The sequence below is a fragment of the Nostoc sp. PA-18-2419 genome (genome assembly GCF_005869855.1).
Taxonomy (GTDB): domain Bacteria; phylum Cyanobacteriota; class Cyanobacteriia; order Cyanobacteriales; family Nostocaceae; genus Nostoc.
In genome coordinates this window covers 1-23,932 of record NZ_SZNH01000058.1, presented here as the reverse complement: position 1 = coordinate 23,932, position 23,932 = coordinate 1, and the positions used below count along the sequence as shown (strand labels likewise).

General features: G+C 41.8%; 21 protein-coding genes. 10 read left to right on the top strand and 11 right to left on the bottom strand.

What is annotated here, in order from left to right; translation table 11 throughout:
* The 4 genes from FCR06_RS30195 to FCR06_RS30185 all read right to left on the bottom strand — a co-directional run.
* Positions 1 to 291 (bottom strand): GDP-mannose 4,6-dehydratase (locus FCR06_RS30195; protein ID WP_138506386.1); only part of this gene is annotated, 291 nt, incomplete at its 3' end.
* Between the two features lie 285 nt (positions 292 to 576).
* Entirely contained in the window at positions 577 to 735 is a 159-nt protein-coding gene (locus FCR06_RS33175) for a hypothetical protein (RefSeq protein ID WP_189523633.1), read from the bottom strand.
* Between the two features lie 145 nt (positions 736 to 880).
* A complete protein-coding gene (locus FCR06_RS30190) occupies positions 881 to 1,657 on the bottom strand; it encodes a sugar transferase (protein ID WP_138506388.1) in 777 nt (258 codons plus the stop codon).
* Positions 1,658 to 1,756: 99 nt separating this feature from the next.
* Positions 1,757 to 2,911: a glycosyltransferase gene (locus FCR06_RS30185; RefSeq protein ID WP_138506384.1), complete on the bottom strand. Its 1,155-nt coding sequence runs from the start codon at positions 2,909 to 2,911 to the stop codon at positions 1,757 to 1,759.
* Between the two features lie 424 nt (positions 2,912 to 3,335).
* Here FCR06_RS30185 and FCR06_RS30180 point away from each other — a divergent pair, with 424 nt between their 5' ends.
* Positions 3,336 to 4,274 carry an NAD-dependent epimerase/dehydratase family protein gene (locus FCR06_RS30180; protein ID WP_138506382.1) on the top strand — a complete coding sequence of 313 codons (939 nt, stop codon included), beginning with the start codon at positions 3,336 to 3,338 and terminating at the stop codon, positions 4,272 to 4,274.
* A 517-nt stretch (positions 4,275 to 4,791) separates the two neighbouring features.
* Positions 4,792 to 5,670, top strand: a complete 879-nt coding sequence (locus tag FCR06_RS30175; RefSeq protein WP_138506380.1) for an SMP-30/gluconolactonase/LRE family protein — start codon at positions 4,792 to 4,794, stop codon at positions 5,668 to 5,670.
* A 311-nt stretch (positions 5,671 to 5,981) separates the two neighbouring features.
* Here the strand turns inward: FCR06_RS30175 and pgsA are convergent, their stop codons facing one another.
* On the bottom strand, positions 5,982 to 6,500 hold the full coding sequence (gene pgsA / locus FCR06_RS30170) for a CDP-diacylglycerol--glycerol-3-phosphate 3-phosphatidyltransferase (RefSeq protein WP_138506378.1): 519 nt from the start codon (positions 6,498 to 6,500) through the stop codon (positions 5,982 to 5,984).
* A 136-nt stretch (positions 6,501 to 6,636) separates the two neighbouring features.
* Here pgsA and FCR06_RS30165 point away from each other — a divergent pair, with 136 nt between their 5' ends.
* Positions 6,637 to 8,058, top strand: a complete 1,422-nt coding sequence (locus tag FCR06_RS30165; protein ID WP_138506376.1) for an aspartate ammonia-lyase — start codon at positions 6,637 to 6,639, stop codon at positions 8,056 to 8,058.
* A 105-nt stretch (positions 8,059 to 8,163) separates the two neighbouring features.
* On the top strand, positions 8,164 to 9,135 hold the full coding sequence (locus FCR06_RS30160) for a DUF362 domain-containing protein (RefSeq protein WP_138506374.1): 972 nt from the start codon (positions 8,164 to 8,166) through the stop codon (positions 9,133 to 9,135).
* 596 nt (positions 9,136 to 9,731) lie between these two features.
* Here the strand turns inward: FCR06_RS30160 and FCR06_RS30155 are convergent.
* The 3 genes from FCR06_RS30155 to rsmH all read right to left on the bottom strand — a co-directional run bounded on the left by FCR06_RS30155 (position 9,732) and on the right by rsmH (position 12,306).
* Complete coding sequence (locus tag FCR06_RS30155; RefSeq protein WP_138506371.1) at positions 9,732 to 10,136, bottom strand: hypothetical protein; 405 nt, start codon at positions 10,134 to 10,136, stop codon at positions 9,732 to 9,734.
* Positions 10,137 to 10,139: 3 nt separating this feature from the next.
* Positions 10,140 to 11,075, bottom strand: a complete 936-nt coding sequence (locus FCR06_RS30150) for a hypothetical protein (RefSeq protein ID WP_138506369.1) — start codon at positions 11,073 to 11,075, stop codon at positions 10,140 to 10,142.
* A gap of 340 nt (positions 11,076 to 11,415) precedes the next feature.
* Positions 11,416 to 12,306 carry a 16S rRNA (cytosine(1402)-N(4))-methyltransferase RsmH gene (gene rsmH, locus FCR06_RS30145; protein WP_138506368.1) on the bottom strand — a complete coding sequence of 297 codons (891 nt, stop codon included), beginning with the start codon at positions 12,304 to 12,306 and terminating at the stop codon, positions 11,416 to 11,418.
* Between the two features lie 370 nt (positions 12,307 to 12,676).
* On the opposite strand from rsmH, the gene FCR06_RS30140 reads away from it, so the two are divergent.
* From FCR06_RS30140 to FCR06_RS30120, 5 genes are all read left to right on the top strand, one after another.
* Positions 12,677 to 13,861, top strand: coding sequence for an NAD(P)H-quinone oxidoreductase subunit H (locus tag FCR06_RS30140; RefSeq protein ID WP_138506366.1), 1,185 nt, complete (start codon positions 12,677 to 12,679; stop codon positions 13,859 to 13,861).
* 201 nt (positions 13,862 to 14,062) lie between these two features.
* On the top strand, positions 14,063 to 14,452 hold the full coding sequence (locus FCR06_RS30135; protein WP_138506364.1) for a VOC family protein: 390 nt from the start codon (positions 14,063 to 14,065) through the stop codon (positions 14,450 to 14,452).
* A 310-nt stretch (positions 14,453 to 14,762) separates the two neighbouring features.
* The gene (locus FCR06_RS30130) at positions 14,763 to 16,496 is read left to right on the top strand and encodes a Dyp-type peroxidase (protein ID WP_189523632.1); all 1,734 of its coding nucleotides are present in this window, start codon (positions 14,763 to 14,765) and stop codon (positions 16,494 to 16,496) included.
* A gap of 227 nt (positions 16,497 to 16,723) precedes the next feature.
* Positions 16,724 to 17,911: a class I SAM-dependent methyltransferase gene (locus tag FCR06_RS30125; protein WP_138506360.1), complete on the top strand. Its 1,188-nt coding sequence runs from the start codon at positions 16,724 to 16,726 to the stop codon at positions 17,909 to 17,911.
* A 394-nt stretch (positions 17,912 to 18,305) separates the two neighbouring features.
* Positions 18,306 to 19,184 carry an NAD(P)-dependent oxidoreductase gene (locus FCR06_RS30120; RefSeq protein WP_138506358.1) on the top strand — a complete coding sequence of 293 codons (879 nt, stop codon included), beginning with the start codon at positions 18,306 to 18,308 and terminating at the stop codon, positions 19,182 to 19,184.
* A gap of 160 nt (positions 19,185 to 19,344) precedes the next feature.
* On the opposite strand, the gene FCR06_RS30115 is transcribed toward FCR06_RS30120, so the two are convergent.
* Together FCR06_RS30115 and hslO are read right to left on the bottom strand one after the other, a co-directional pair.
* Positions 19,345 to 21,408: a chromosome segregation ATPase gene (locus tag FCR06_RS30115; RefSeq protein ID WP_138506356.1), complete on the bottom strand. Its 2,064-nt coding sequence runs from the start codon at positions 21,406 to 21,408 to the stop codon at positions 19,345 to 19,347.
* 135 nt (positions 21,409 to 21,543) lie between these two features.
* Positions 21,544 to 22,467, bottom strand: a complete 924-nt coding sequence (gene hslO, locus FCR06_RS30110) for an Hsp33 family molecular chaperone HslO (RefSeq protein WP_138506354.1) — start codon at positions 22,465 to 22,467, stop codon at positions 21,544 to 21,546.
* 388 nt (positions 22,468 to 22,855) lie between these two features.
* Here hslO and FCR06_RS30105 point away from each other — a divergent pair, with 388 nt between their 5' ends.
* Positions 22,856 to 23,233, top strand: coding sequence for a hypothetical protein (locus tag FCR06_RS30105; RefSeq protein WP_138506351.1), 378 nt, complete (start codon positions 22,856 to 22,858; stop codon positions 23,231 to 23,233).
* 128 nt (positions 23,234 to 23,361) lie between these two features.
* Here the strand turns inward: FCR06_RS30105 and FCR06_RS30100 are convergent, their stop codons facing one another.
* Positions 23,362 to 23,787, bottom strand: coding sequence for a universal stress protein (locus FCR06_RS30100; protein WP_138506349.1), 426 nt, complete (start codon positions 23,785 to 23,787; stop codon positions 23,362 to 23,364).
* Positions 23,788 to 23,932: the final 145 nt, after the last annotated feature.

The window sequence follows — 23,932 nt, the reverse complement described above, 5'->3', positions numbered from 1 at the left end:
GCTGACTCGGACATGGGATTGAGCGCCCAGGTTATAGATTTCTACTGGTTGGACTTCTTCTAAGATGCGTCGCAGTGTTGTTCCATCTGTCAAATCCCCGTAGTGCAGGAATAATTGCACGCCTTGTTGGTGCGGGTCTTGGTAGATGTGGTCGATGCGGTCTGTGTTGAAGGTGGAAGTGCGTCTGATTATTCCATGAACTTCATAACCAAGTTCTAGTAAATACTCGCTTAGATATGAACCATCTTGACCTGTTATACCTGTGATTAACGCTCGCTTTTTCTGCGTCATACTCTTTTATGCCTTATTCTATTTGATTAAAATGTTACAGACGATCTGATACAACCTAGCAGGTAATTGCTGAATTGCCTAACGGTAAACCTACGAGTTCTAGTTCATCTGAAAAATCTTAAATAAATATACTTAATAAAAAATATTTTTACATTCTCTACTTAAGTAGAGAATGTAAAAATTTATTTGTAATTATTTACAGTTATTTTGTCATCTCTGATTTTTGTTAAGACTCAATAAAGTAACTTGAGTACAATAGACCTCTTGCATAAATATTTTTTTGTTTCACGCAGAGGCGCAACGGAAAGTCTGAGCGCCGACTTCCGACGCTCGCAGACTCGCTAACGCTGCGCTATCGGTAGACGCTTTGCGGTGAGGGGGTCGCGGTCTTGGCGGTTTCCATCGATTGCGATCCCCCGAACCCATTGGGCTTGCCGCAGGCATCAGAACTTTCGAAGACAGAAACGCACACAAGAGAACACAAAGAAGGACTTTTGCAAGAGGTCTAATAAACTTTTGCCATCTTAAAGTAATAAATTAGTACTTAGGGGCATTGACTGCCCCACAGAATCATCTCTTAGTAACTACTTCAGTATGCCCCGTTATTTTTAGGCAACATGACGACATTAACAGTTTTCAAGATGATCCATAAGTCAAGCCAAAAATTCCTGAATTTGACATAGTGCAGGTCTATTTGAACTCGTCGAGGGTAAGGAATGTCATTACGCCCAGACACCTGCCACAAACCAGTAATTCCTGGACGGATTGTTAAAATTTCATCAATGTGATGACCATATTTTGGCAGTTCTTCTGCTACTAATGGGCGAGGGCCGACTACACTCATATCCCCTTTTAAAACGTTCCAAAACTGGGGAAATTCGTCTAAACTAGTAATTCGCAAAAATCGACCAATTTTAGTAATCCGTGGGTCTTGTTTCAACTTAAAACTGTTCTCAAATTCTTGCCGCAACTCGGGCGATGTTTCCATCATTTGCACTAGGATTTCGTCCGCATTGCTGACCATTGTTCGGAATTTAATACAGTTAAAAGGTTTGTAGTTTTTTCCCACTCGTTCCTGAACATAAAAAATCGGACCTTGTGAACTCAAACCAATCAGTAAGGCCAAGATTAAGTAGACAGGGAAAAATAAAATCAACACTGACAGGGAAAAAACTATATCGAACAGTCGTTTAGCAAACTCTCCGTTTAAACCTTGAAAAGATAAACCTTTAGATTTAATAGGTTTAATAGGTTTAATTCTAGGCGTCTTTGTTTTTTGACCGCGTTTTAGAAGAGTACGCGTAGACGCTCTAGTGTCTTGCCGTACACCTCGCTTGCCGGAGAGGAGTGAGCTCTGGGCAGTCATCATACTCCTTAATAATCCACACCACACATAGTCCCAATCTTAAAGCCAAAATGATATGCTTCTGGGGGTAAATTGCCAAAAGCCTGAAAAACAAGTATCTTAACCGAGACCATTATTCCAAAAAGGTCTTTTTTCGTTGCACTTGTTTACAAAATCTAGATAACGAGCTGCAAAGACTTGCGGCGAAAACTGCGCGGCGTGCGAGCGCATATACTCGGAATTAAACAAACCCTGATATACTTCAAACTTTTCTACTGCCTCCACTAAAGCTGCTTGTGTTTGTGTCCTGAAGAATATACCTGTCCCTGTATCTACACTAGAGCGAATATCTCGCACTGTTTCCAGAGCGCCCCCAGCACCATAAGCAATTACTGGCGTGCCACAGGCTTGTGCCTCCACTAAGGCAATACCAAAATCTTCACAAGCTGCATAAACAAACGCTTTAGCCCTAGCCATATATTTTTTTACCACATTATCGGGTTGCCAGCCGAGTATTTGTATATTTGAGTTTGCTATCTCACAAATCTTTTTCATTTCATTTCCTGTACCAATTATTACTAATGGTCGTTTTAGTTGATTAAAAGCTTTCACAATCAACGATACTTGCTTGTAACTTACCAGGCGGGAAACTGTCAGATAAAAATCCTCTTTTTCCTGAGAAAATGGAAATTCTCCAATATTTACAGGTGGGTAAATGACCGTTGCTTCTCGCCGATAACAACGCCAAATTCGCCGTGCTGTGTGCTGCGAGTTAGCAATAAAGTAATCAACACGATTGGCACTTAATACATCCCACTGACGCAAGCGATGTAATAAATATCGCGCCACCCAGCCAGGTAAACCATTACTGAGCTTACTGTGGTGTAGATAATCAAAGGTCAAGTCCCAGGCATAGCGCATAGGGCTGTGACAGTAGCAAATATGCAACTGTTCTGGAGTAGTGAGGATTCCCTTGGCAACAGCATGGGATGAAGACAGAATTACGTCATAGTGGCGCAAATCCAGTTGTTCAATTGCCAAAGGCCACAAAGGTAAGTACTGCTGTATACCTTTACGGGCATAAGGAAAGTGCTGTAGAAACGTGTTACCAATCTGACGTTTGTATAAATAACTTTCAGGATTACTAGATTCAAAATCGATGAGGGCATATAAATCAGCATCAATGTGATTCAAAATTTCCCGTACAACGAGTTCTGAACCACCTGTGGCTTTGGGTGTCAACCACTCATGAACCAGAGCATATTTCAAGGGCACAGCTAACTTGTAATGAATGGAAAATAGTTAGGCAACTTATGAGGTTGACTGAAAAGTTTCCCGTTGTGATTAACTAATGGGAAGCGCCCCAGATTAAGGGCTAGACGCAATCTTTACCTTAGAGGTTCCAGATGGATACTGCAACCTGATAACCTCAGATGGGGCACTAGTACCGCTGCGCGTAAGTCAAAAGTCACGCATTCAAAAGTCAAAATCTTACACTGAGCGAAGTCGAAGTGTCAAAACAATTGTATTTTCGGCTTTTGCGCTATTTTGAATAGTCTGTTTATCTTCGCCCTGCTGTACTAGGAATTGGGTAGTGGGTATTGCGTATTAGGTAGTAAGAAAACTCTTGCATAATTACCAGTACCCAGTCTCTAGTTTCCAGTCCCTAAAAGAAAACTGACGTAGGAATGAAAAAGGTATGCGAATTCTAATTATGGGTGGTACTCGGTTCATTGGTATCTATTTGACTCAACTACTAGTAGAACAAGGACATGAGGTGGTGCTGTTTAATCGTGGAAATCGACCAACACCTTCTTTACAGGGAGTAGGACAAATTATAGGCGATCGCACTGATACTACCCAATTAAAAGTAAAATTATCACAAGAAAATTTTGATGCCATTTTTGACAATAATGGACGAGAACTCAGCGATACTCAACCATTAGCGGAGATTTTTCAAGACCGGGTGCAGCATTTTGTATATATGAGTTCAGCAGGAGTGTATCTCAAATCTGACCAACTCCCCCATGTTGAGGGTGATGCAGTAGATCCGAAAAGTCGTCACCTGGGTAAGCATGAAACCGAAGCTTACCTCAGCCAATTGGGATTACCTTTTACTTCCATTCGTCCTACTTATATTTACGGGCCACGTAATTATAATGACTTAGAAAGCTGGTTTTTTGATAGAATTGTGCGCGATCGCCCGATTCCTATCCCCGGAAATGGATTGCATATCACTCAGTTAGGTCACGTTAAAGATTTAGCAAAAGCAATGACCCAAGTTTTAGGCAATCAACAGGCACTAAGACAGATTTATAATATTTCTGGCGATCGCTTTGTCACTTTTGATGGTTTAGCCCGTGCTAGTGCTGTAGCGGCTGGCAAATCACCTGATGCTGTGAAAATTGTCCATTACGACCCGAAAAAGTTTGATTTCGGCAAGCGCAAAGCTTTTCCGATGCGGATGCAGCATTTCTTTGCTTCGGTGACCAAAGCAGAAACAGAACTAAACTGGCATCCGGAATATGATTTAATTTCTGGATTACAAGACTCTTTCAAGAATGATTATCTGGCTTCTAGTCGAGATGGAGCCGATATTGATTTTTCTGTGGATGAGGAGATTTTACAAGCTGTTTAATTATAAGGTTTGTTGACTGCTGAGAGTCAGCAGTCAACGACCAACACAAGCATTAAAGCGTAATTAGTTATAGGTAATGGGAATAAACCAATTACCTACTACTCTTCATCAGAGTTAATTTCCAATTCTCGCAACTTCGCCGCTAACTTATCAACACGTTGTTTTTCTCGTTCGGCTCGTCGACTTTCTGGTTCTAGGTGCCTAGAAATTCAATTTCCTGTTTGATTGTACCAACGTAACTACTAGCGTTCGATACCTTCGTAAGTGCCTTGCCAAAGCCCCAAACTGGTACATAAGGAATTCTGAGCAAATAATCTTAAGTTAACGGATTGTAATAAAGGTTTGACTATCAAAAGAAAAATACTTTCTTCTACCTGGGAAAGACGCGATAAATTGCACTTTTAGTTTTTACTGGAACAGAAATAAAAATTTTCTCTATTAGTTTAGGCAAATCTTTTTGAGAATTACCTCAAGTTAGTGAAATTATTTTCTGTCAATACTCTTTTTGGTTGATATAATGAGCCAGGTTTTGCAATATCCACTCCACAATGTTTTAGAAGCCCGTGCCCGGTTGGGTGAAGGGCCAATTTGGGATTCGACTAAAAAGCAACTTTACTGGATAGATACTTATAACCATAAAGTGCATCAATTCGACCCAGTAACAGGGAAAAATAGCTTTTTTGATGTGGGAGATGTGGTAGGTGCGATCGCAACAGCTGGTACAGATAGATTAATTATCACACTGCGTCATCACCTAGCATTTCTCAACACTCAGACAGGTGAAATTAGCCCAATCTTAGAAATTGAAGATAACCCCCCAAATAATCGGCTCAACGATGGCAAATGTGACCCCCAAGGTCGCTTTTGGTTTGGCTCAATGTCTTCTATAGAAAAACCCCACGCTAGCCTCTATCGTTATGATGCTGACGGTTCATTACATGTGATGGAAACGGGATTGACTATCTCTAATGGTTTGGGTTGGAGTCCCGATCAAAAGACATTTTACTTGGCTGATTCTCCTGACCAAAAAATATATGCCTATGACTTTGATTCAGTAACAGGTAATATTACCAACCGCCGAATTTTTGTTGATTTAATTGATGAATCTTTCCATCCAGATGGATTAACGATAGATGCTCAAGGAAATATTTGGTCAGCTATGTGGAATGGATGGTGTGTGATTCGTTTCAATCCCAAGGGTGAAGAGATATTGCGGATTAATCTACCCGTTCCACTCGTAACCAGTTGTACTTTTGGTGGCGAAGATTTGCAAACACTCTACATCACTACCGCTTCAATTGGACTTAGCCAAGCCGAGATTGACAAAAGTTTCTACTCTGGTGATTTGTTCGCTATGCAAACTGATGTTACCGGATTACCTAGCTATGATTTTTAGGGATTGGTGATTAGAGAATATAGTAAACAGAACTTACGCAACTCTCACAAGCAATGGCGTTTGCAAACTCGCCGCACACCAAATAACTAAACATGAAAATAGCCTTATGCTAATGCCACTATTTGATTAACAGTTTTGAGTTTACCCAAAATTTTATCCTGGTAATTGTTGTTTGATTTATTCGCCAATCAGTGTTTATTATCGTGAGAATAAAGTTAGTTATAACTGATAATAATTACGATGAAGATGACATAAACTGAAAACAAAAGTTTGCAGTTAAAGGTTCTGGCAGTGGTTTTCCTTAGATGTTTTCAATCAGCAGTGGTAGTTTTTTGTGGTATAAGGTAAATTGCCCCAGATATTAACGTCAAACCAACAGAAATCCAAAAGGCAATCAAAGATACAATTTTCCAGACTTCAGGTAGAGGTGCAATCAGCAGTGCGATCGCCACTATTTGACTAATGGTTTTGAGTTTACCCCAAATATTCGCCCCCGTAATCGTCGTTTGATTTACCCGCCAACCAGCGATCGCCAATTCCCGCGCTAAAATCAAAAACACTCCCCAAGCCGGCACTTTCCCCAGTTCAATCAACACCATCAATGGCGCAAGTACTAAAAATTTATCCACCAAGGGGTCAAGAAACTTCCCTAAATCACTAATCTGGTTGAGTTTCCGCGCTAAGTAACCATCTAACCAATCAGTCGATGCAGCAATCAGAAAAATTGTCAAGCATATCCACTTAGCTTCAGGCGTGGGATTATATAAGCCGTAAAGCAAAAATGGTACACCCAGAAGGCGGGAGAAAGTAATCCAGTTGGGTAAAGTCATAGGGTATTAGACATAGGGCATGGGGCATGATGGGGCATGAGACATTGGGTTAGGAAAACTCTTCCCCAGTCCTTAGTCCCCAGTTTCCCGCTAAGCGTGGGAAAATCTGTTTTCTGAAGCTCTTTAAAACAATACTATGACTCAACACACAGACTCAGAATTTCGCATCGAACGTGATTCAATGGGCGATCGCCAAATTGCTAGTAGCGTTTATTACGGCATTCAAACACTGCGGGCAGTTGAAAATTTCCCAATCAGTGGCATCAAACCTTTGCCTACTTACGTAGATGCTTGTCTTTTAATTAAAAAAGCTACGGCAATTGTGAATGGAGAACTAAATTGCATTGCCCAAGATATTAGTCAGGCAATAGTTCAAGCAACTGATGAAATCTTAGCCGGGAAATTGCGCGAACAATTTGTTGTAGATGTTTATCAAGCAGGTGCTGGAACTTCTCACCACATGAATGTCAACGAAGTTCTAGCCAATCGTGCCTTAGAAATTCTCGGTGAAGAAAAAGGCAATTATAAACGTGTTAGTCCTAATGACCACGTTAACTATGGGCAGTCTACCAATGATGTGATTCCAACGGCAATTAGAATTGGCGGTTTATTGGCACTTGATCACACATTACACCCAGCTTTAGAAGAAGCGATCGCTTCTTTAGAAAACAAGGCTGAAGAATTTCAAAATATCGTCAAATCTGGTAGAACTCACTTACAAGATGCTGTACCAGTGCGTTTGGGTGAAAATTTTCGGGCTTGGGCGCAAATCCTCACAGAACATCAAAACCGGATTTACACCGCCTCTGGAGATTTGATGGTGCTGGGTTTGGGAGGTAGTGCCGCCGGAACGGGGTTAAATACTCATCCTTTGTATCGCGCCCGTGTCGTCGAAGTTCTCTCCGAATTAATTGACACTCCATTAGAACCTGCACCGCATTTGATGGCAGCTATGCAAAGTATGGCACCATTTGTCAATGTTTCCGGTGCTTTGCGGAACTTAGCGCAGGACTTAGCTAAAATATCTCATGACTTGCGGTTGATGGATTCCGGGCCAAAAACTGGTTTGAAAGAAATTCAACTGCCCCCAGTGCAACCAGGTTCTTCAATTATGCCAGGGAAATACAACCCAGTGATGGCAGAGATGACATCAATGGTGTGTTTTCAGGTGATGGGTTACGACAATGCGATCGCCTTAGCCGCCCAAGCAGGACAATTAGAACTAAATGTGATGATGCCCCTGATTGCCTATAACTTAATTCACAGCATCGAAATTCTGGGTAATACCATCGTCGCACTTACCAAACGTTGCATCCAGGGAATTACAGCCAATAAAGAACGTTGTTTAGCATACGCCGAAGGCAGTTTAGCTTTAGTAACCGCACTCAACACCCACATCGGTTATTTAAATGCCGCAACTGTCGCCAAAGAATCTTTAGAAACTGGTAAATCCCTACGGCAAATCGTCCTAGAACGAGGATTAATGAGTGAAGCAGACTTAGCCACAGTCTTAAATCTAGAACAAATGAGTGCTATCTTACCGCTTAAGGCAGAATAATAGGGTATTAGGGCATGGGGCATTGGAAGTTAAGAGTTTGGAATTATTATTCTCCCCATCTCCCTATCTCCCCAATCCCCAGTCCTTAATCCCTATCCCCTATATATGCAAACTCAAAAACCATCTGTTAGCCTCATCCAGGCTACTTCTTACGAACCAGAGGCTTTACGAGAATCTTTAGTGACACTGCTGGAACCTTTTGGAGGAATGGCAGCATTTGTGAAAAAAGGCGATCGCGTTTTACTCAAACCCAATCTGCTCACAGGTGCGCGTCCTGGTAAAGAGTGTATCACCCGTGCAGAACTAGTTTACGCAGTTGCCCAAATAGTAATTGAAGTTGGCGGTAAGCCATTTTTGGGTGATAGTCCGGCTTTTGGTAGTGCCAAGGGAGTAGCAGTGGCAAATGGCTATCTGCCTATTTTAGAAGAACTCAACGTTCCCATTATCGATTTTCACGGTCAGCGTTACCAAACTGTGAGCGAGAATTTTAATCATCTACGGCTGTCTAAAGAAGCGATGGAAGCAGATGTGGTGATTAACCTACCCAAAGTCAAATCCCATGTCCAGTTGACATTAACGCTGGGCGTAAAAAACTTGTTTGGTTGCGTTCCCGGCAAAATGAAAGCTTGGTGGCACATGGAAGCCGGAAAAGACGCCAATAAATTTGCCCAAATGTTAGTAGAAACTGCCAGGGCAATTAACCCTAACTTAACCATATTAGATGGCATTATCGGTCATGAAGGTAACGGCCCTAGTAACGGTGAACCTCGCCAATTGGGCATCTTAGCAGCTGCATCAGATATATTTGCCCTCGATAGAGCAATAGTAGAAATCCTGAATGTTCCTCCCGAACAAGTGCCTACAGTTGCAGCTTCCCAAAAATTAGGAGTTTGTCCAGAACTTGCTGATATAGAGTTTCCACATTTAAATCCTGACTTATTAAAAATAGAAGATTGGCGGCTACCAGACAAGTTAATGCCCATTGATTTTGGTATGCCCCGCGTGATTAAATCTACGTTTAAGCATCTTTACACTCGGTTTATTAAGGAGCCAATGAGTGTTTACGCAAGAAATTAGGAACTGGGAACTAAGGACTAGAAAATAAATACTTCAAAACACTTTCTCAATACCCAATCCCTTATTCCTAATTTAAAAGTGCAAACTTCGTTACAGCAATTTCATTTATTAGCAAAGTAACCTGTAATTACCCTCCGATTGCTTAACTAAACCGTCCTAATTACCATAGTGACGGTTTTTTTAGTTGGTTAATTTTTTTACCTAGATATATAACAATTCTAAATGAATTGTGTAAATTATTTTTTTAACAAACCGCAGATAATCATAAGTTAGGTTAAGAAACAAAACCCAATATTTCTGGAGAATTGCGATCGCAGCTCAAGATACTGGTATAGCTATCACCGAATCTGACTTAGCATATATTCTTAAGCAATTGTGGCAAGTATATTTAACTATTACACACGAGTATTGGTTGGGAGTTAACGATTATTTACCTACAACATTGATGAGCGATCGCATCTTCTTAACGAATTACTGTCAACTTGTCCAATAAGGGACAGCCAAAAATATCTACCTTTAATTCTAAGAGGAGTACACGCCAAAATTTATCACTGCAATTCATCATTAAAAATTTTTAGTCAAAATAAAATAACTAGTTATTTTAAGGATGAAGTGGATTGTTGACAATTACAGTTACTTGTATTTTTCGCAATCAGATAAGCAGACAGACCTGTTAAGATAACAAAACAGATAATACTTATCCACAAAAGTAAAGTTCGTTTACTCAGCAGATTCGGTTTGATATTTGGTTTAGTAAAACTGTATACGTAATCAATAGCAAGAGGTAAAGACACTTCATCGAGTTCAACCCATTCTGCCAACACATCTCCATTTTTAAGATTGGCGTATAGATACCCAGGTTTTATTTTATGCTCTCGAATAGTAAAAGTATAATTATCATTTAGTTTTACTACTAGGTCTGATTTACCTCCTATTGTTCGCTTATCAGGTTTTAGCTCTCGTGATTCTAACAAACTAATAACTTTTTCTTGTTTTAACATAATTTACTTTTTAATAAATCCCAGAAAAACTTTTAATAACTCATATTGGTAATTTCTATATTCGCCCTCTTCTTCTGCTTCTGCCAGATTTGATTGTGGGGTTACTTTCCATATTTGCTCGATAATTTCATCATCTGATTTTCCTTCTAATCTCAATGTTTTCACTAGGTTTCTTTCTTGTTCTACTTTATCGGATTTTTTAATATTTTCAGCAGCATCTTCTAGTAAATTTTTGGGATTGTCTAATAGTTTTTCAACTTCCGGTGCGATTACTACAAAAGTCTCAGGAGTGTAAACGTTGTTGCCTGCTTGTCCCCTCCGGTCATTTTCTTTGCTAGAGTTCACGTTGTTTGGAACCTCTCCGGTAGTTCCTCTGTAAAGGTGAGACATTTTATTTCTTGTTTTATAACTAATAGCTGTGACCATCCAATCAACACTTAGTTTGTAATACATCTCCAACCATGTTCTGAGAGCAATTTCTTTCTTGGCTTCCTCTCCAAAAATTCTTCGAGTTTTATCTAAGTCTTTCTCCCAAACTGGCACTCTACTTACTAAACGGCCAATATGAGCTAAACGTTTTTCCATCAACTCACGAAGAATATCTACCCACCATTTGCCAAAGCGATCGTAAACAGTAGGTTTTCCATAGTCTCCAAGTTCATCACAGCAGATGTAAAATTCTTCCATTTGATCTACTGTAGCTAAGTGCAAGCCGTCAAAATCAGTTGGCTTTATAGTAGCTAGTTCAATCTTTTCTTCTGTAATGGCGATCGCCTCATTGGTATCGGCTGGTTTTGTTGGTTGCGCTAACAGTATTAATACAACATCTTCTAAGACTATTTTGCTATTCCCACCCTTCTCATCAGAATATACCCGCACGTCGTGCTTAATACCTGCATACCTGTTGTAGAAGGGAAAAGATTGGATTATTATGCTCATTTTTTAATTTTCTATGTGTTACGCAATATATGTTTTACAAACATACTACATTATTACGTCCACAAATTTACGGTTAATGTCTAGACATTTATCACAAAAAACTTGGCAAAAAGCACATAAGTATACTTACTGAGATATTGCACTAGTCCTAACAATTGCTTAAAGAATAAATTTGTGGGTTGCATAGCTAAAGCCTTCTAAAGATTACTGAGCAAGGGTTTGAGTCCACTTGAGTGGACTTTAGCTATGGGCTTCGGTATTTTAAAAAGTTACCAGAGTAATTTATACTGCAATTAAGCAATGTCAAAAGTCTTTGTCGTAAGACTATCGCAGGTTGATATTACTCCTGTTTCCTCTCGGCAATCCTCAATTTGGCCGATCGTGATCGCGGATTCTTACCAATTTCCTCTTCCTTCGCAATAATTGGCTTTTTTGTCAATACCTTTAATAAAGATGAATTTCTCAAACTATGTTTCACCAAACGGTCTTCTAGACTGTGAAAACTAATAATCGCAATTTTGCCGCCAGGGACAAGGGCGTTTGGTGCTTTATCCAAAAAAGTTTCTAAGGATTTTAGCTCATCGTTGACGACAATTCGCAGAGCTTGAAAAACACGGGTAGCGGGGTGAATTCTACCATAACGGTATTTAGGGGGAACACAAAATGCGATCGCCTCAGCCAAGTCAACAGTCGTGTAAAACGGCCGCCGTTCAATAATGCGCCTGGCAATGCGCCGCGATAATCTCTCTTCACCGTACTTAAAGAAAATATCAGCTAATTCTGCTTCATCCCAATTATTAATTACATCAGCAGCTGTTAGCGAGGCTCGTCTATCCATTCGCATATCCAAACTCGCGGCGTGGCGAAAGCTAAAACCCCTTTCTGGCTGGTCTAAATGGTAAGAACTCACCCCCAAATCTGCGACGATTCCATCAAAGGTGTTAGGGGTAAACTTGTAAGCAGCAAAATTGCTATGAATAAATTGTACCCGTTCTCCATATTCAGCTAAGTTCTTCTGTGCTGCTGCTAAAGCATCCTCATCTTGGTCAATCGCTGTTAATTGTGTATCTGGTGTAGCTTCTAAAATTAGGCGACTGTGACCACCACCGCCTACCGTAACATCTAAATAATGCCCGCTAGGATGCACCAGTAGATTTTCAATTATCTCCCTACCCAAAACTGGTACATGAAAAAATTCCTGCGCCTTAAGTCCGTGATATCCAGCTTCCATATAATAGTTGAAGAAGTGCAACAAAATGAAACATCAAGTAAAACCCCTCGTCTGTCACCCCCTCTCAAACATACCCCTGTATGGGCAATACATATAGAGCAGTTTCTCTAAAAGTATTGCCTGTGAAAGTCTGTCAAATTGAAATTGACAGGTCAGGACTGATGTCAGGACATAGGAAAATTTTTATTTTTCGCGTCCTTGCGTCTCCCCATCAGAGTGTCAATCTTTGATAAACCTTAGCTTGGCATGACAGACAAGATAAATTGGGTCTAGTTGGCATCTTCTGTGCTGGACGCTACGCGTTCACCTAGTGTCTCGTAGACAAAGCGGTTCAATTCAAAATTTTTACAACGGGAGAACACTAAAATCTATGACCAGAATAGAAACCCGCACTGAACCGATGGTGCTAAATATGGGGCCACACCACCCCTCAATGCACGGGGTTTTGCGGTTAATCATGACTCTGGATGGCGAGGATGTTGTTGACTGTGAACCAGTTATTGGCTACCTGCACCGGGGAATGGAAAAAATTGCTGAGAACCGCACTAACGTCATGTATGTCCCCTATGTTAGTCGCTGGGACTACGCTGCAGGAATGTTCAACGAAGCCGTCACCGTCAACGCGCCGGAAAAGTTAGCAGGTGTTGCTGTTCCCAAACGCGCTAGCTACATCCGCGTCATCATGCTGGAGTTGAACCGCATTGCTAATCACTTACTGTGGTTTGGTCCCTTCCTAGCAGACGTTGGCGCTCAAACTCCCTTCTTTTACCAATTCCGGGAACGGGAGATGATTTATGATCTGTGGGAAGCCGCCACAGGTTACCGAATGGTGAACAACAATTACTTCCGCGTTGGTGGCGTGGCAGTTGATTTACCTTATGGTTGGGTAGATAAATGTCTAGAATTCTGCGATTACTTACTACCCAAAATTGATGAGTACGAACGCTTAGTGACAGATAACCCCATCTTCCGGCGACGCGTTGAGGGTATCGGTACTATCACCCGTGAAGAAGCACTTAACTGGGGACTTTCTGGCCCCATGTTACGCGCATCTGGGGTAAAGTGGGATTTACGGAAAGTAGACCATTACGAATGCTACGACGATTTCGACTGGGACGTGCAGTGGGAAACAGCCGGTGATTGCTTTGCCCGTTATGTAGTGCGGATGCGGGAAATGCGCGAATCTGTGAAGATTATTCGCCAAGCAATCAAAGGACTTCCTGGCGGCCCTTACGAAAATCTCGAAGCCAAGCGCTTAGCGGCAGGTAAAAAATCTGAATGGGATGCATTTGATTACCAGTACATCGGTAAAAAAGTTTCCCCCACCTTCAAAATTCCCAAAGGTGAAATCTACTCTCGTGTAGAAAGTGGTAAAGGTGAATTGGGAATTTATCTCGTAGGTGATGATAACGTTTTCCCTTTACGCTGGAAGATTCGTGCAGCAGACTTCAACAATCTCCAGATTCTCCCAACTTTACTGCGTGGGATGAAAGTTGCAGATATCGTAGTGATTCTCGGCAGTATTGACGTGATCATGGGTTCTGTGGATAGGTAAATTATTAATCTAAGTACTTTTTTAAAGCAGTTGTACTACGATACAACTGCTCTATTTTTTATACAGTAGATTTCAATTTTGTCAGTTAAGCAACATACAGTAATATTCTTGTGAATTAAGCCACTGTGCATTCAAATCGCGTACAGTTAAGTAGTGAAGATACTCGCCAGCACTGATTCTTCTACATAAGGAGAAAAAATTGTGAAATTTGGTTACACGGTTATCTGGGTAGACGATGTAGTTAAGACGGTTGAGTTTTACGAAAAAGCTTTTGGTCTAGTTCGTCGTACTCTCGTGGATAAGGGGCACTTCATTTGGGCTGAAATCGAAACCGGAAACACCACATTGGCTTTCTCCTCCAGTAGCGAAGCACATAAGTTATTTCCAAGTGGTTTCCATCCCAACGAGGCCACACAACCACCGACATTAATCCAGATATCATTTATTACTCCTGATGTTGGCAGCGCTTATATGAGAGCAATAGGAGCAGGCGCAAAAACACTAGATGCCCCTAAAACCCAGCCTGGAGGACAAACAATTGCTCGCGTCCGGGATCTCAATGGTGTGCTGGTGTCGTTGGTGAATGTCTAAGTCGAAAACTTCCTTACTTGTATTTTCTATTCTATAAAGTAATTTTTTTTACTTCTTTATACGTGTTATAGAGATGGGCAGATAAGCAAAACTCTTGCTATATTAGGCTTAATATCATCTATGACACGTTTTTACTATGTATTATTAGTTACGCAACACAATATTTTTAACTAAGAAATATAAGTAAAATTGCTGCATAAATCCTTTATCTACATCCGATAAGTTAACACAGGTTCTCATCACAGATACCTGATTTCACATTTTTATTCTCCAAAAGCCAAAAGGCTTTACCATAAACAGGACTTTGATTGTGACACAACAAATAATTCGTGAAGCACCTGCTCCGGAACCGTTAGAAGGTCAACAGGCAAACGCATTTTATGTCCCTGCCCCTAACGAGCCTATTCTCAATGTTAACAATATTCAAGGCAACATTCTCGGTGGGTTCAATAAAGACTACCAAGCGCTTTTATTCCTTGAAATTGAAAATCCAAATGCCTTCAAGCACTGGCTTAAGTCACAGATCAATTTCATTGCCACTGCCTCAGAAGTGATTGCCTTCAACCGCTTATTTAAATCCACCAGACAACGACGAGGCGGCGAAGGTACTGTTAAAGCAACCTGGGTCAATGTAGCTTTTTCCTTTGACGGGCTGAAGAAACTAACCAATGATGCCGACTCATTTACGGATAAAGCCTTTAAAGCTGGGCTAGCAGCACGTGCTGCTGAACTCAATGACCCAGTAGACAAAGATGGTAAGCCCATTGGCTGGGTTGTGGGTGGGCCGGATAATGGCAAAGTTGATGTGGTTTTCATTATTGCCAGCGACGAACGCGCCGACTTGTTAGCTGAAGTCTCGCGGATTTTAGAAAGCGTTGTGGCATTTACAGATGAAAAAGGCAACGCTAAAAGCAGCGGAACTAGAATTACCTTCTTGGAAGAAGGAGCCAGCTTACCTGCACCTCTAACTGGACATGAGCATTTTGGCAACTTGGATGGAATATCACAACCAGGTATTCGTGGCCGGGTTGCTGATAATCCGAAAGAACTTCTGACTCCTCGGCAGAATCCAGAGAATAAAAACCAGGGTAAACCAGGACAGGATCTTCTCTGGCCAGGAGAGTTCGTTTTTGGCTATGAAGGTCAGAACAATGATGCTAAAAAGTTGGAACATAGCAAAGGTCAGGTTGTGTCAGCAGGATTACACTGGGCGAATGATGGCTCCTACTTGGTATTCCGGCGATTGCGTCAAGATGTATATAAGTTCCACAAGTTTTTGAATGACACTGCTGCTGACCTAGACACCGACCCTCGAAAGGTGAGCGCAAAGCTGATTGGTCGGTGGCCCAGTGGTGCTCCCACTGTCCGCACGCCTGAAGAAGACGCCCCAAATTTGGGTAATGATGACAATGCCAATAATGATTTTGAATTTAACGGTGACGATTTACCTGATGGAAAATTCTTCAAAAACGATGTAGTTCCACCTTCCAAAGATGCAACGGGTCTGCGCTGCCCGTTTATTGCCCATACCCGCAAGACTTATCCACGCAATGACAAAACACCAGGAGGTGGAGGCCCAGGTCCAGAAGAGATTGACCGCAGTGAAGTAACCACTCAAACACACCGCTTGCTCCGTCGCGGCATTCCCTATGGCCCAGTGTCTCCTTCCACGCCAAACAATCCGCTACAAGACCCGAACTTTGTCGATCGCGGTCTCCACTTTTTGGCTTATCAAACCTCGATTGAAGACCAGTTTGAGTTTGTCACTAAGTTCTGGGCTAACGATCCAGACTTCAGTAAGGAGGCGGCTAAAGGTCACGAGTTTGATGGTAAATTGACTCTTGGTCACGATCCGATTATTGGTCAAAGTGAAAATAATAAACCAGGTGGCGATCGCACACGAAAGTTCTTTATCCACTTTGAGGATGACCAAGATAAACCTCAAACCAAGGAACTGACTGCACGTGAAGACTGGGTGATTCCCACTGGTGGCGGCTACTTCTTTGCACCCTCAATTTCTGCTTTGAAAGAAGTATTGACATAAGAATCTTAAGTACATAGGTGCTGACCCATTTTCTGGCGTTGCCTTAGTGGGGGATTCTTATTGAACTGCAAACTTCTCAAGTTTTGTCTGTCAATGAGTGCCAGCGCTCATAGCATAGCGATCGATATTATGAGGTTTGTAGACTGTTAAGGAAATTATGAATTATGAATTTTGTTTTGCATTATTCATAATTCATTTATTTTCTCAATATCTTTATCTGAAATTTGATGAATTCCAATCCCTTGCTGTGTGCAGCCATAGCCAAACAGATTGCCACTAGTCCCCAACAGCGAATTACTTTTGCCGAATTCATGGATATGGCGCTATATCACCCTGAATACGGCTATTATTCCAGTGATGCAGTCAAAATTGGCTTTCAAAATAGTGATTTTTTTACTTCTCCCAACCTCAGCGCTGACTTTGGCGAATTACTTGCAGAACAATTTTTGCAAATGTGGGAAATTTTAGGGCGACCTGTGCCGTTTTCTTTAGTAGAGATGGGAGCAGGTCAAGGACTGCTGGCATTGCATATCCTCAAGTATTACCAGCTACACTACCAAGATTTTTTTACCGCCCTAGAGTATGTGATTGTAGAAAAGTCACCAACTTTAAGGCAACAACAGCTGCAACGCTTACAAGATTTGCCTGTGCGTTGGTGCAATCTAGAGGATATCCCATCTGGGGCGATCGCTGGCTGCTTTTTTTCTAATGAGTTAGTCGATGCCTTCCCAGTGCATCAATTCACTTTAGAAGCAGGGCAACTGCGAGAAATTTATCTAACAACAGATAAGGATGAAAAAGCAACCAATGCCCCATATTCATCATTTCTAGAAGTCACAGACAAACCCTCTACACCTGAGTTAGAAAAATATTTCGACTTAGTAGAAATCGATTTAACTTCAGGTGCCTACCCAAATGGTTACCGCAGTGAAATTAATTTAGCTGCTCTAAACTGGTTGAGTATAGTAGCAGACCGCTTGCAACGCGGCTATGTGTTAACAATTGATTATGGCTACCCCGCCACTCGCTACTACAATCCCAGGCGATCGCAAGGAACGCTACAGTGTTACTACCACCATCGTTTCCATGACAACCCCTATATCAATATCGGCCGACAAGATATCACTGCCCATGTTGAGTTTACAGCTTTAGAACGCTGGGGCGATCGCTGTGGTTTAGAGAACGTTGGTTTTATCCAGCAAGGTCTATTTTTGATGGCCTTGGGATTAGGCGAACGAATTGCTGCTGTTTCCTCTCAAAAGCAACCCCTCTCGCAATTACTACAGCGGCGGGACGCACTACATCAGCTTTTAGATCCTACAGGAGTAGGTGGTTTTGGAGTCTTGATTCAGAGCAAAAATCTCCACAAAACAGAAATTTCTCAACCACTAAAAGGATTGACCCTGCCAGAGTAAACCCAAATTTTGAAAAGTTAAAACTCTATTTAAGAATGCAGTATTAGTTTTATTTAGACTAGCATAACAGTAATTACTGTAAACTTAAACACAACAGGTAAGTAATAATTATGTCTAGTCATGACCTATTTATGTTAGTAACACTACTTACTCCAGGTATTTTACTTTCAGTTTTGATTATGCTGACTTTTGCCGCAGGTGGCTGAAGTAATCGCATATCAGTTATCAGTTACAGCCGATTTCAAGAAAGATAAAGTATATAAACTAGGTTTGATAACCAGGGATAAAGCCTATTTTATTCTGAATTATGTTGTATCAATAGGAACTGATAATTCTTCTAAAAACCCAATATCTACGAAGACTACGCCTACGCTGTACCAGAGGAACGTAAAAAATGAAGGTAGCATTTCTGGGAACTGGACTGATGGGACTACCAATGGCTCAAAGGTTATTAGCCGCAGATATACAGCTAGTTGCCTATAATCGTACCCCAGAAAAATTAGCACCACTCCAAGCAGCTGGGGCTGAAATTGTCACACACCCCCGCTACGCCATTAGTGCTGCTGAGTATGTAATTCTGATGCTTACTAATGCCCCAGCCATTTATAATGTCTTGCTTTCAGATAGAGCTTCGCAAACTCTTAAAGGGCGCACTATCATTCAAATGGGAACAATTACTCCCACCCAAAGCCAGGAAATTAGAGATGCAGTTGTTGCAGGTGGTGGTGAGTATATAGAAGCACCTGTATTAGGGAGTATTCCCGAAGCAAAAGCAGGTAAGTTAATTGTTATGGTAGGCGCCGAACCAGAACAATATCAACGCCACTTAAACTTACTGCAAAATTTTGGCACAGAACCTTTACTTGTCGGGCCTGTGGGGACTGCGGCGGGGCTAAAATTGGCACTCAATCAACTAATAGCTTCCCTAACAAGTAGCTTCGCTTTGAGTCTAGCTTTTGTCCAGCGTCAAGGTGTGAATGTGGATATGTTTATGCAAATCTTGCGCGACAGTTCACTTTATGCGCCTACCTTTGACAAAAAACTACAACGGATGTTGGATGGTAATTATGCCGATCCTAATTTCCCTACAAAGCACTTGCTCAAAGATACAGAATTGTTTATCTGCGAAGCAAAGTCTCTGAGTTTAGATCTCAGTAGTGTTAAAGGAGTACGACAAATCTTGCAAACAGCCATGAAAATGTCATTTGCTGAAGATGATTATTCATCACTATTTGCTGTGATTAAAGAATGGGGAGAAGCGATCGGTGATTGAGGATTAGGCATTATCAGCTTTTATTTGGTAGGGTGCGTTATGACTAACATCGATAACCCACTAAAAATTTGGGATAATGCCCTACCCTGGACAATAACACACCCGACAAGTTTTCTAAACCAAGCGTAATATTTTATACGCAACTTCCAAATATAAACAATCACTGACCAATAGTAGTCGTTGATGGCGACGATTGGGGAGACTCCACTGGAAGCGAAGGTTGTGGTTGAGGATTGAGAAATTGCTGCCAAGTCTTAATTTGGTCTTGCGCCGCATTATAAGCAGCACTACCGCGGGGAATGGACTTGGCAATCCCAATTCCTCTAGCAATATCAGACTGACCTTGAGAACGTGCTATGTCTAATAATTGCTGACTCCATTGGTCAATGGCGAGATTGGCATCCATGCGGAGGATGCTATTATTTGAAACGCGATCTGCTAATCGTATTGCCTCAGCCAAGGCTTCTGGTGTGCCAACAGTTGCCGTCTGCTGGGCTTTTGTCCAGTTTTCTCTGGTGCGGATTTGTCCTTGCCAGTCATCAATAGCAGTTTGTGCTTCGCCAGAAAGCGACCTTCCTGAGGATGCGATTTGTTGAGCTGCACTAATGGCAGCAGTGAGATTTCCACTCTGAGCCAGTTCTCGTGCCTGATCTAAGTAGGGTTGGTCTTCAATTTGCTGAATTTTTGCGGTCCAAGTGCGAATTTTTCGGCGTGCTTCTGGATATAATGCACGACCGCTACGTATTTGACTAGCTTGGGCGATCGCAGCTTGTAATGAGTTAATATCCTCAAATATTGCGATTTGTTCGGCACGTTCTAAATAAGGTTGGTCTTCGATTGTCTCTATTTGGGCACGCCAGCGACTCATTTCTTGCCTAGCTTCTGTTCCTCTGGGGTTGCTAGCAGGGATGAGTTGCACTTGAGCGATCGCTGCTGTTAAATTATTCACTGTTCCTTGGCTAGCCAATACTCTGGCTTTTTCTAGATGGGCAACATCTTCGATTTCTAGCTGCCAACGAGCAATTAACTGCTGCGCTTCCCCATATACTGGTCTTGAAGGATCGATTTGTTGTGCTTGGGCGATCGCTGCTTCTAAACCAGAAACGTTACCCAGCCAAGCACTTCTTTTAGCATCGGCTATGGCGATAAAGTCATCTGTTTCGGCTTGGAGTTTCGTACTTTCGGGAATTTGTCTAGCAATATTCAGCGCTTCATCTGCATCTCGCTGATCTAATTTTGCCTGTGCCAATGCCAGCATTTTACGTCCGAATGCCGGAATCGCTTCTTGAGCTTTTTGGTAAAGGTAACTTTCTTGCCCAATGGACTCGGCAAGCTTAATCGATTCTAGTAAATTATCAACAACTTTGCTGTTTGCTAAATTTTCGGCTTTTCCTAACTTATCGCCATCTTCGCGGGCTGTGGCAATGATGTGATTCAATTGGTCGTATTTAGTACCCGCCCAATATTGATTATCTACACGTAGCATTCTCGCGGACAACATAAAGGCCGATTGCCAGTGTAATTGGCGTACTTCGGCGATGGCACTGTTGTAAATGCCATCTGCCTTCGACCAAATTGTTTGCCATTTATCAATTTGCTCGTTGACTAGTTTATAGGCTGCAACTTCTTCTGGTATTTTGCGAGCAGTGGCGATCGCTTCGTCTAAATTCCCTGTTTGGAAACTTTGATCGGCTAGCTTCAAAATATCCCGCGACCATTCTTCGATGAAACGATTAATTTCTGCGTGTAACGGGTGATTTTTTGGTAATTCCTTCACCAGAGCGATCGCTTGCAGCAGGTCATTTACTGTATCTTTAGAAGCTGCCAATTGAGCGCAGTGCAACCGTACCGAAGCACTAGCCAGAGGCCAGAAAATCGATGGGCAATTAGGGGCAGCTGGCAACTTCAGCAGCATTGCGGTTGCTAAGAATGCTACACTACCAGGAATCGAAATTAACAAAAATGACCACAATATCCAACTTTTCGTCCAGCGTGGCCATTTCCGATAACTTTTACTAGGTTGGGTAGTTTCTTGTGAATGACTATCTTTGCCAACAGAATTGCTTTGCTTTGGCCGCTTCACTGACTTAGAGTTAGAACCAGTAGCAGGCACGTCAAATGGTTGAGTTTCACCGAATTGCTCTATTCGGGATAATCTGGTATCTTGATCTGGGTCTCTTGCTCTGCCTCCTGACCAACCGTCTGGAATATCCCGCTCTGTCATTTCTCACACCAAAATAATTGAATAGCTTTCTGTTTTAGGTCGATAATTCCATTGTTGCCATAGTAGCTTTCTCACGATTAAAAAGCTACTTTTTTGATTATTTACCCCAACAGATACCATTAAAACTCTAAAATTTTAGTCTTGTTTTATACTTTCTCCTGAAATAGTAGATTCGGCTTGCAAATCGGCAATTAGCTGAGCTAAGCGCTCGCTACTTGCGTGATAAACGTTGCCGCAAAAATCGCAAGTTGCTTCAGCACCATCATCTTTAATAATCATATCTTGCAGTTCGGCTTCTCCCAAAATTTTCAGTGCCCCTAAAGCGCGATCAAAAGAACAACCGCAGTGGAAGCGCAGCATTTGCCTTTCGGGAAAGATTACTAGCCCCATATCTCCTAGCAAGTCCTCAAATATTTCAGGTAAAGTTTTCCCAGCTTGCAGCAACGGCGTAAATCCTGCTAAACCAGCTACCCGTGATTCTAGTTTTTCTACTAAGGCTTCATCTGTTCCAGCTTTGGGTAACACTTGTACCAGTAATCCTCCAGCAGCCGTTACTCCTTCTGCTCCCACAAACACGCCTAAAACTAAAGCTGAAGGAGTTTGTTCAGAATTTAGCAGATAATGAGCAACATCATCCCCAATTTCTCCAGAAACTAGTTCTACAGTACTAGAGTAAGGAAAACCATAACCGATATCGCGAACAACGTAGAGGTAACCGCTACCCACTGCACCACCAACGTCTAGCTTGCCTTTAGCGTTGGGAGGCAATTCCACAGATGGATTCGCCACATATCCACGTACCGTGCCATCTAAACCTGCATCTACCAATATGCCACCCAAAGGTCCATCGCCCTTGACTCGGACGTTGACCCTCGACCCAGTACGCTTCATGCTAGAAGCCATCAACAAGCCTGCCGCCATCGTCCGCCCTAGTGCTGCCGTTGCTACATAGGAAAGCTTGTGTCGCCCTCGTGCTTCTTCTGTTAAACGTGTGGTGATTACGCCTACCGCACGAATCCCACCTTCGCCAGCTGTTGCACGAATTAACTGATCCGCCATGAATAACCTTACATTTCTTAACAAGTCCACCTTTCTATTCTAAGTTCTCTATTGGTAGATAAGTGGTGTTACGCAAATAAACGGCTGTTACTAGTCATTAGCACTATATTTAATTAATTACTCCAAAAAAATAAAAATATTTCTGGGTTAGGTTTCACGTAGTGAAACTCAACAAAACTAGGAATTCTTAGTCTTAGGTTTCGTTGCTCAAATGAATGCCACTTGCTACCTTACGGAGAAGCCGTAGGGTAGCAAGTGCTATAGTTGAAGTACAATTTGGCAAACTTGACGCCAGGTCATTAGTTATTTGCAAATGACAATGACTAATAACAAAAACTATTTGCAATATTAGAGATAGTGATGTCTCACCTTTAGGTAATCCTGGAAAATGCTGGGTAATTTTCAACAAAGCCAACTGCGAATCGAAATTGAAGCACCAACAGATGCAATTCGTGACAGTCTATTGCATCCAACGCAACTAGCAAAATGGCTTGTAGGGCAACGCTTTGCGCCAGGAATGCCAGAAGAATTGCTTCCTGGATTTGAGTTTACTACCTGGACTGGACCAGTTGCGATTCATCATCAAGTGGACGTTGTAAAATCCAATTGCCTCCGCTTACTACTGTCGGGAGGTATTGACGGGTTTCACGAATGGTACTGGGGAGAAGGTTGGATACAGTCCCGCTTGGAAGGAGTCTCAGTTTTGCCGTTGAATTTGGGTCAAACCCTGAATTTGTTGAGTTTGCGTCAATTTTTAGCAAATTAAAAACATTGAATGCAGTGGATGTAAAGGTATGAGTGTGGGAGGGATGGGAAGGTTTTTATAATCTCCCCATACTCCCTTCGTTTGTCCTGTTGCGATCGCCGCATTATCTTATTTGCTTTGACGTGATTCTAATTCGGCTTTACCACTAATACCGAACAATGAGCCTCTTCCACAACTTGACTGCTAACAGAACCCTGAACAATTCGCTTCATCCCCATCAATCCGCGACTGCCAATTACAATCAAGTCAGTTTTGTAGATATTGGCAAGGCGAATAATCTCTTCAGCAGGATCGCCGGTTACCAATTCTAACTCACTAGGAATTGATAACTTTTCCTGATATGACTGTAGCTGTTTTTCAATATGAAAATAAGAAAATGTTGGGGACTCAGACTGAGGACGATCTGCGGGTAATTCAAGCTCTGACTCTGATGTAGGAAATACATGGCAAAGAATAACCTTGGCATCTTTTGAAAACGCCAAATCATCTAAAGTCTGGATTACTTGTTCTGCTATTTCCGAACCGTCCAGAGCTACCAAAACATTCTTTAGCACCGCTCTCGTCTCCTAAAGAGTAGACCCCTTAATAATAAGTATCTAGCAAAATTTGTTGTTAGTTACACTCAACCAATTTTTTATTTGCCAATTCAATTTGCTGATTCAAAGTTAAGTCAGAGGATGGTTTGAGACCACAGACCAC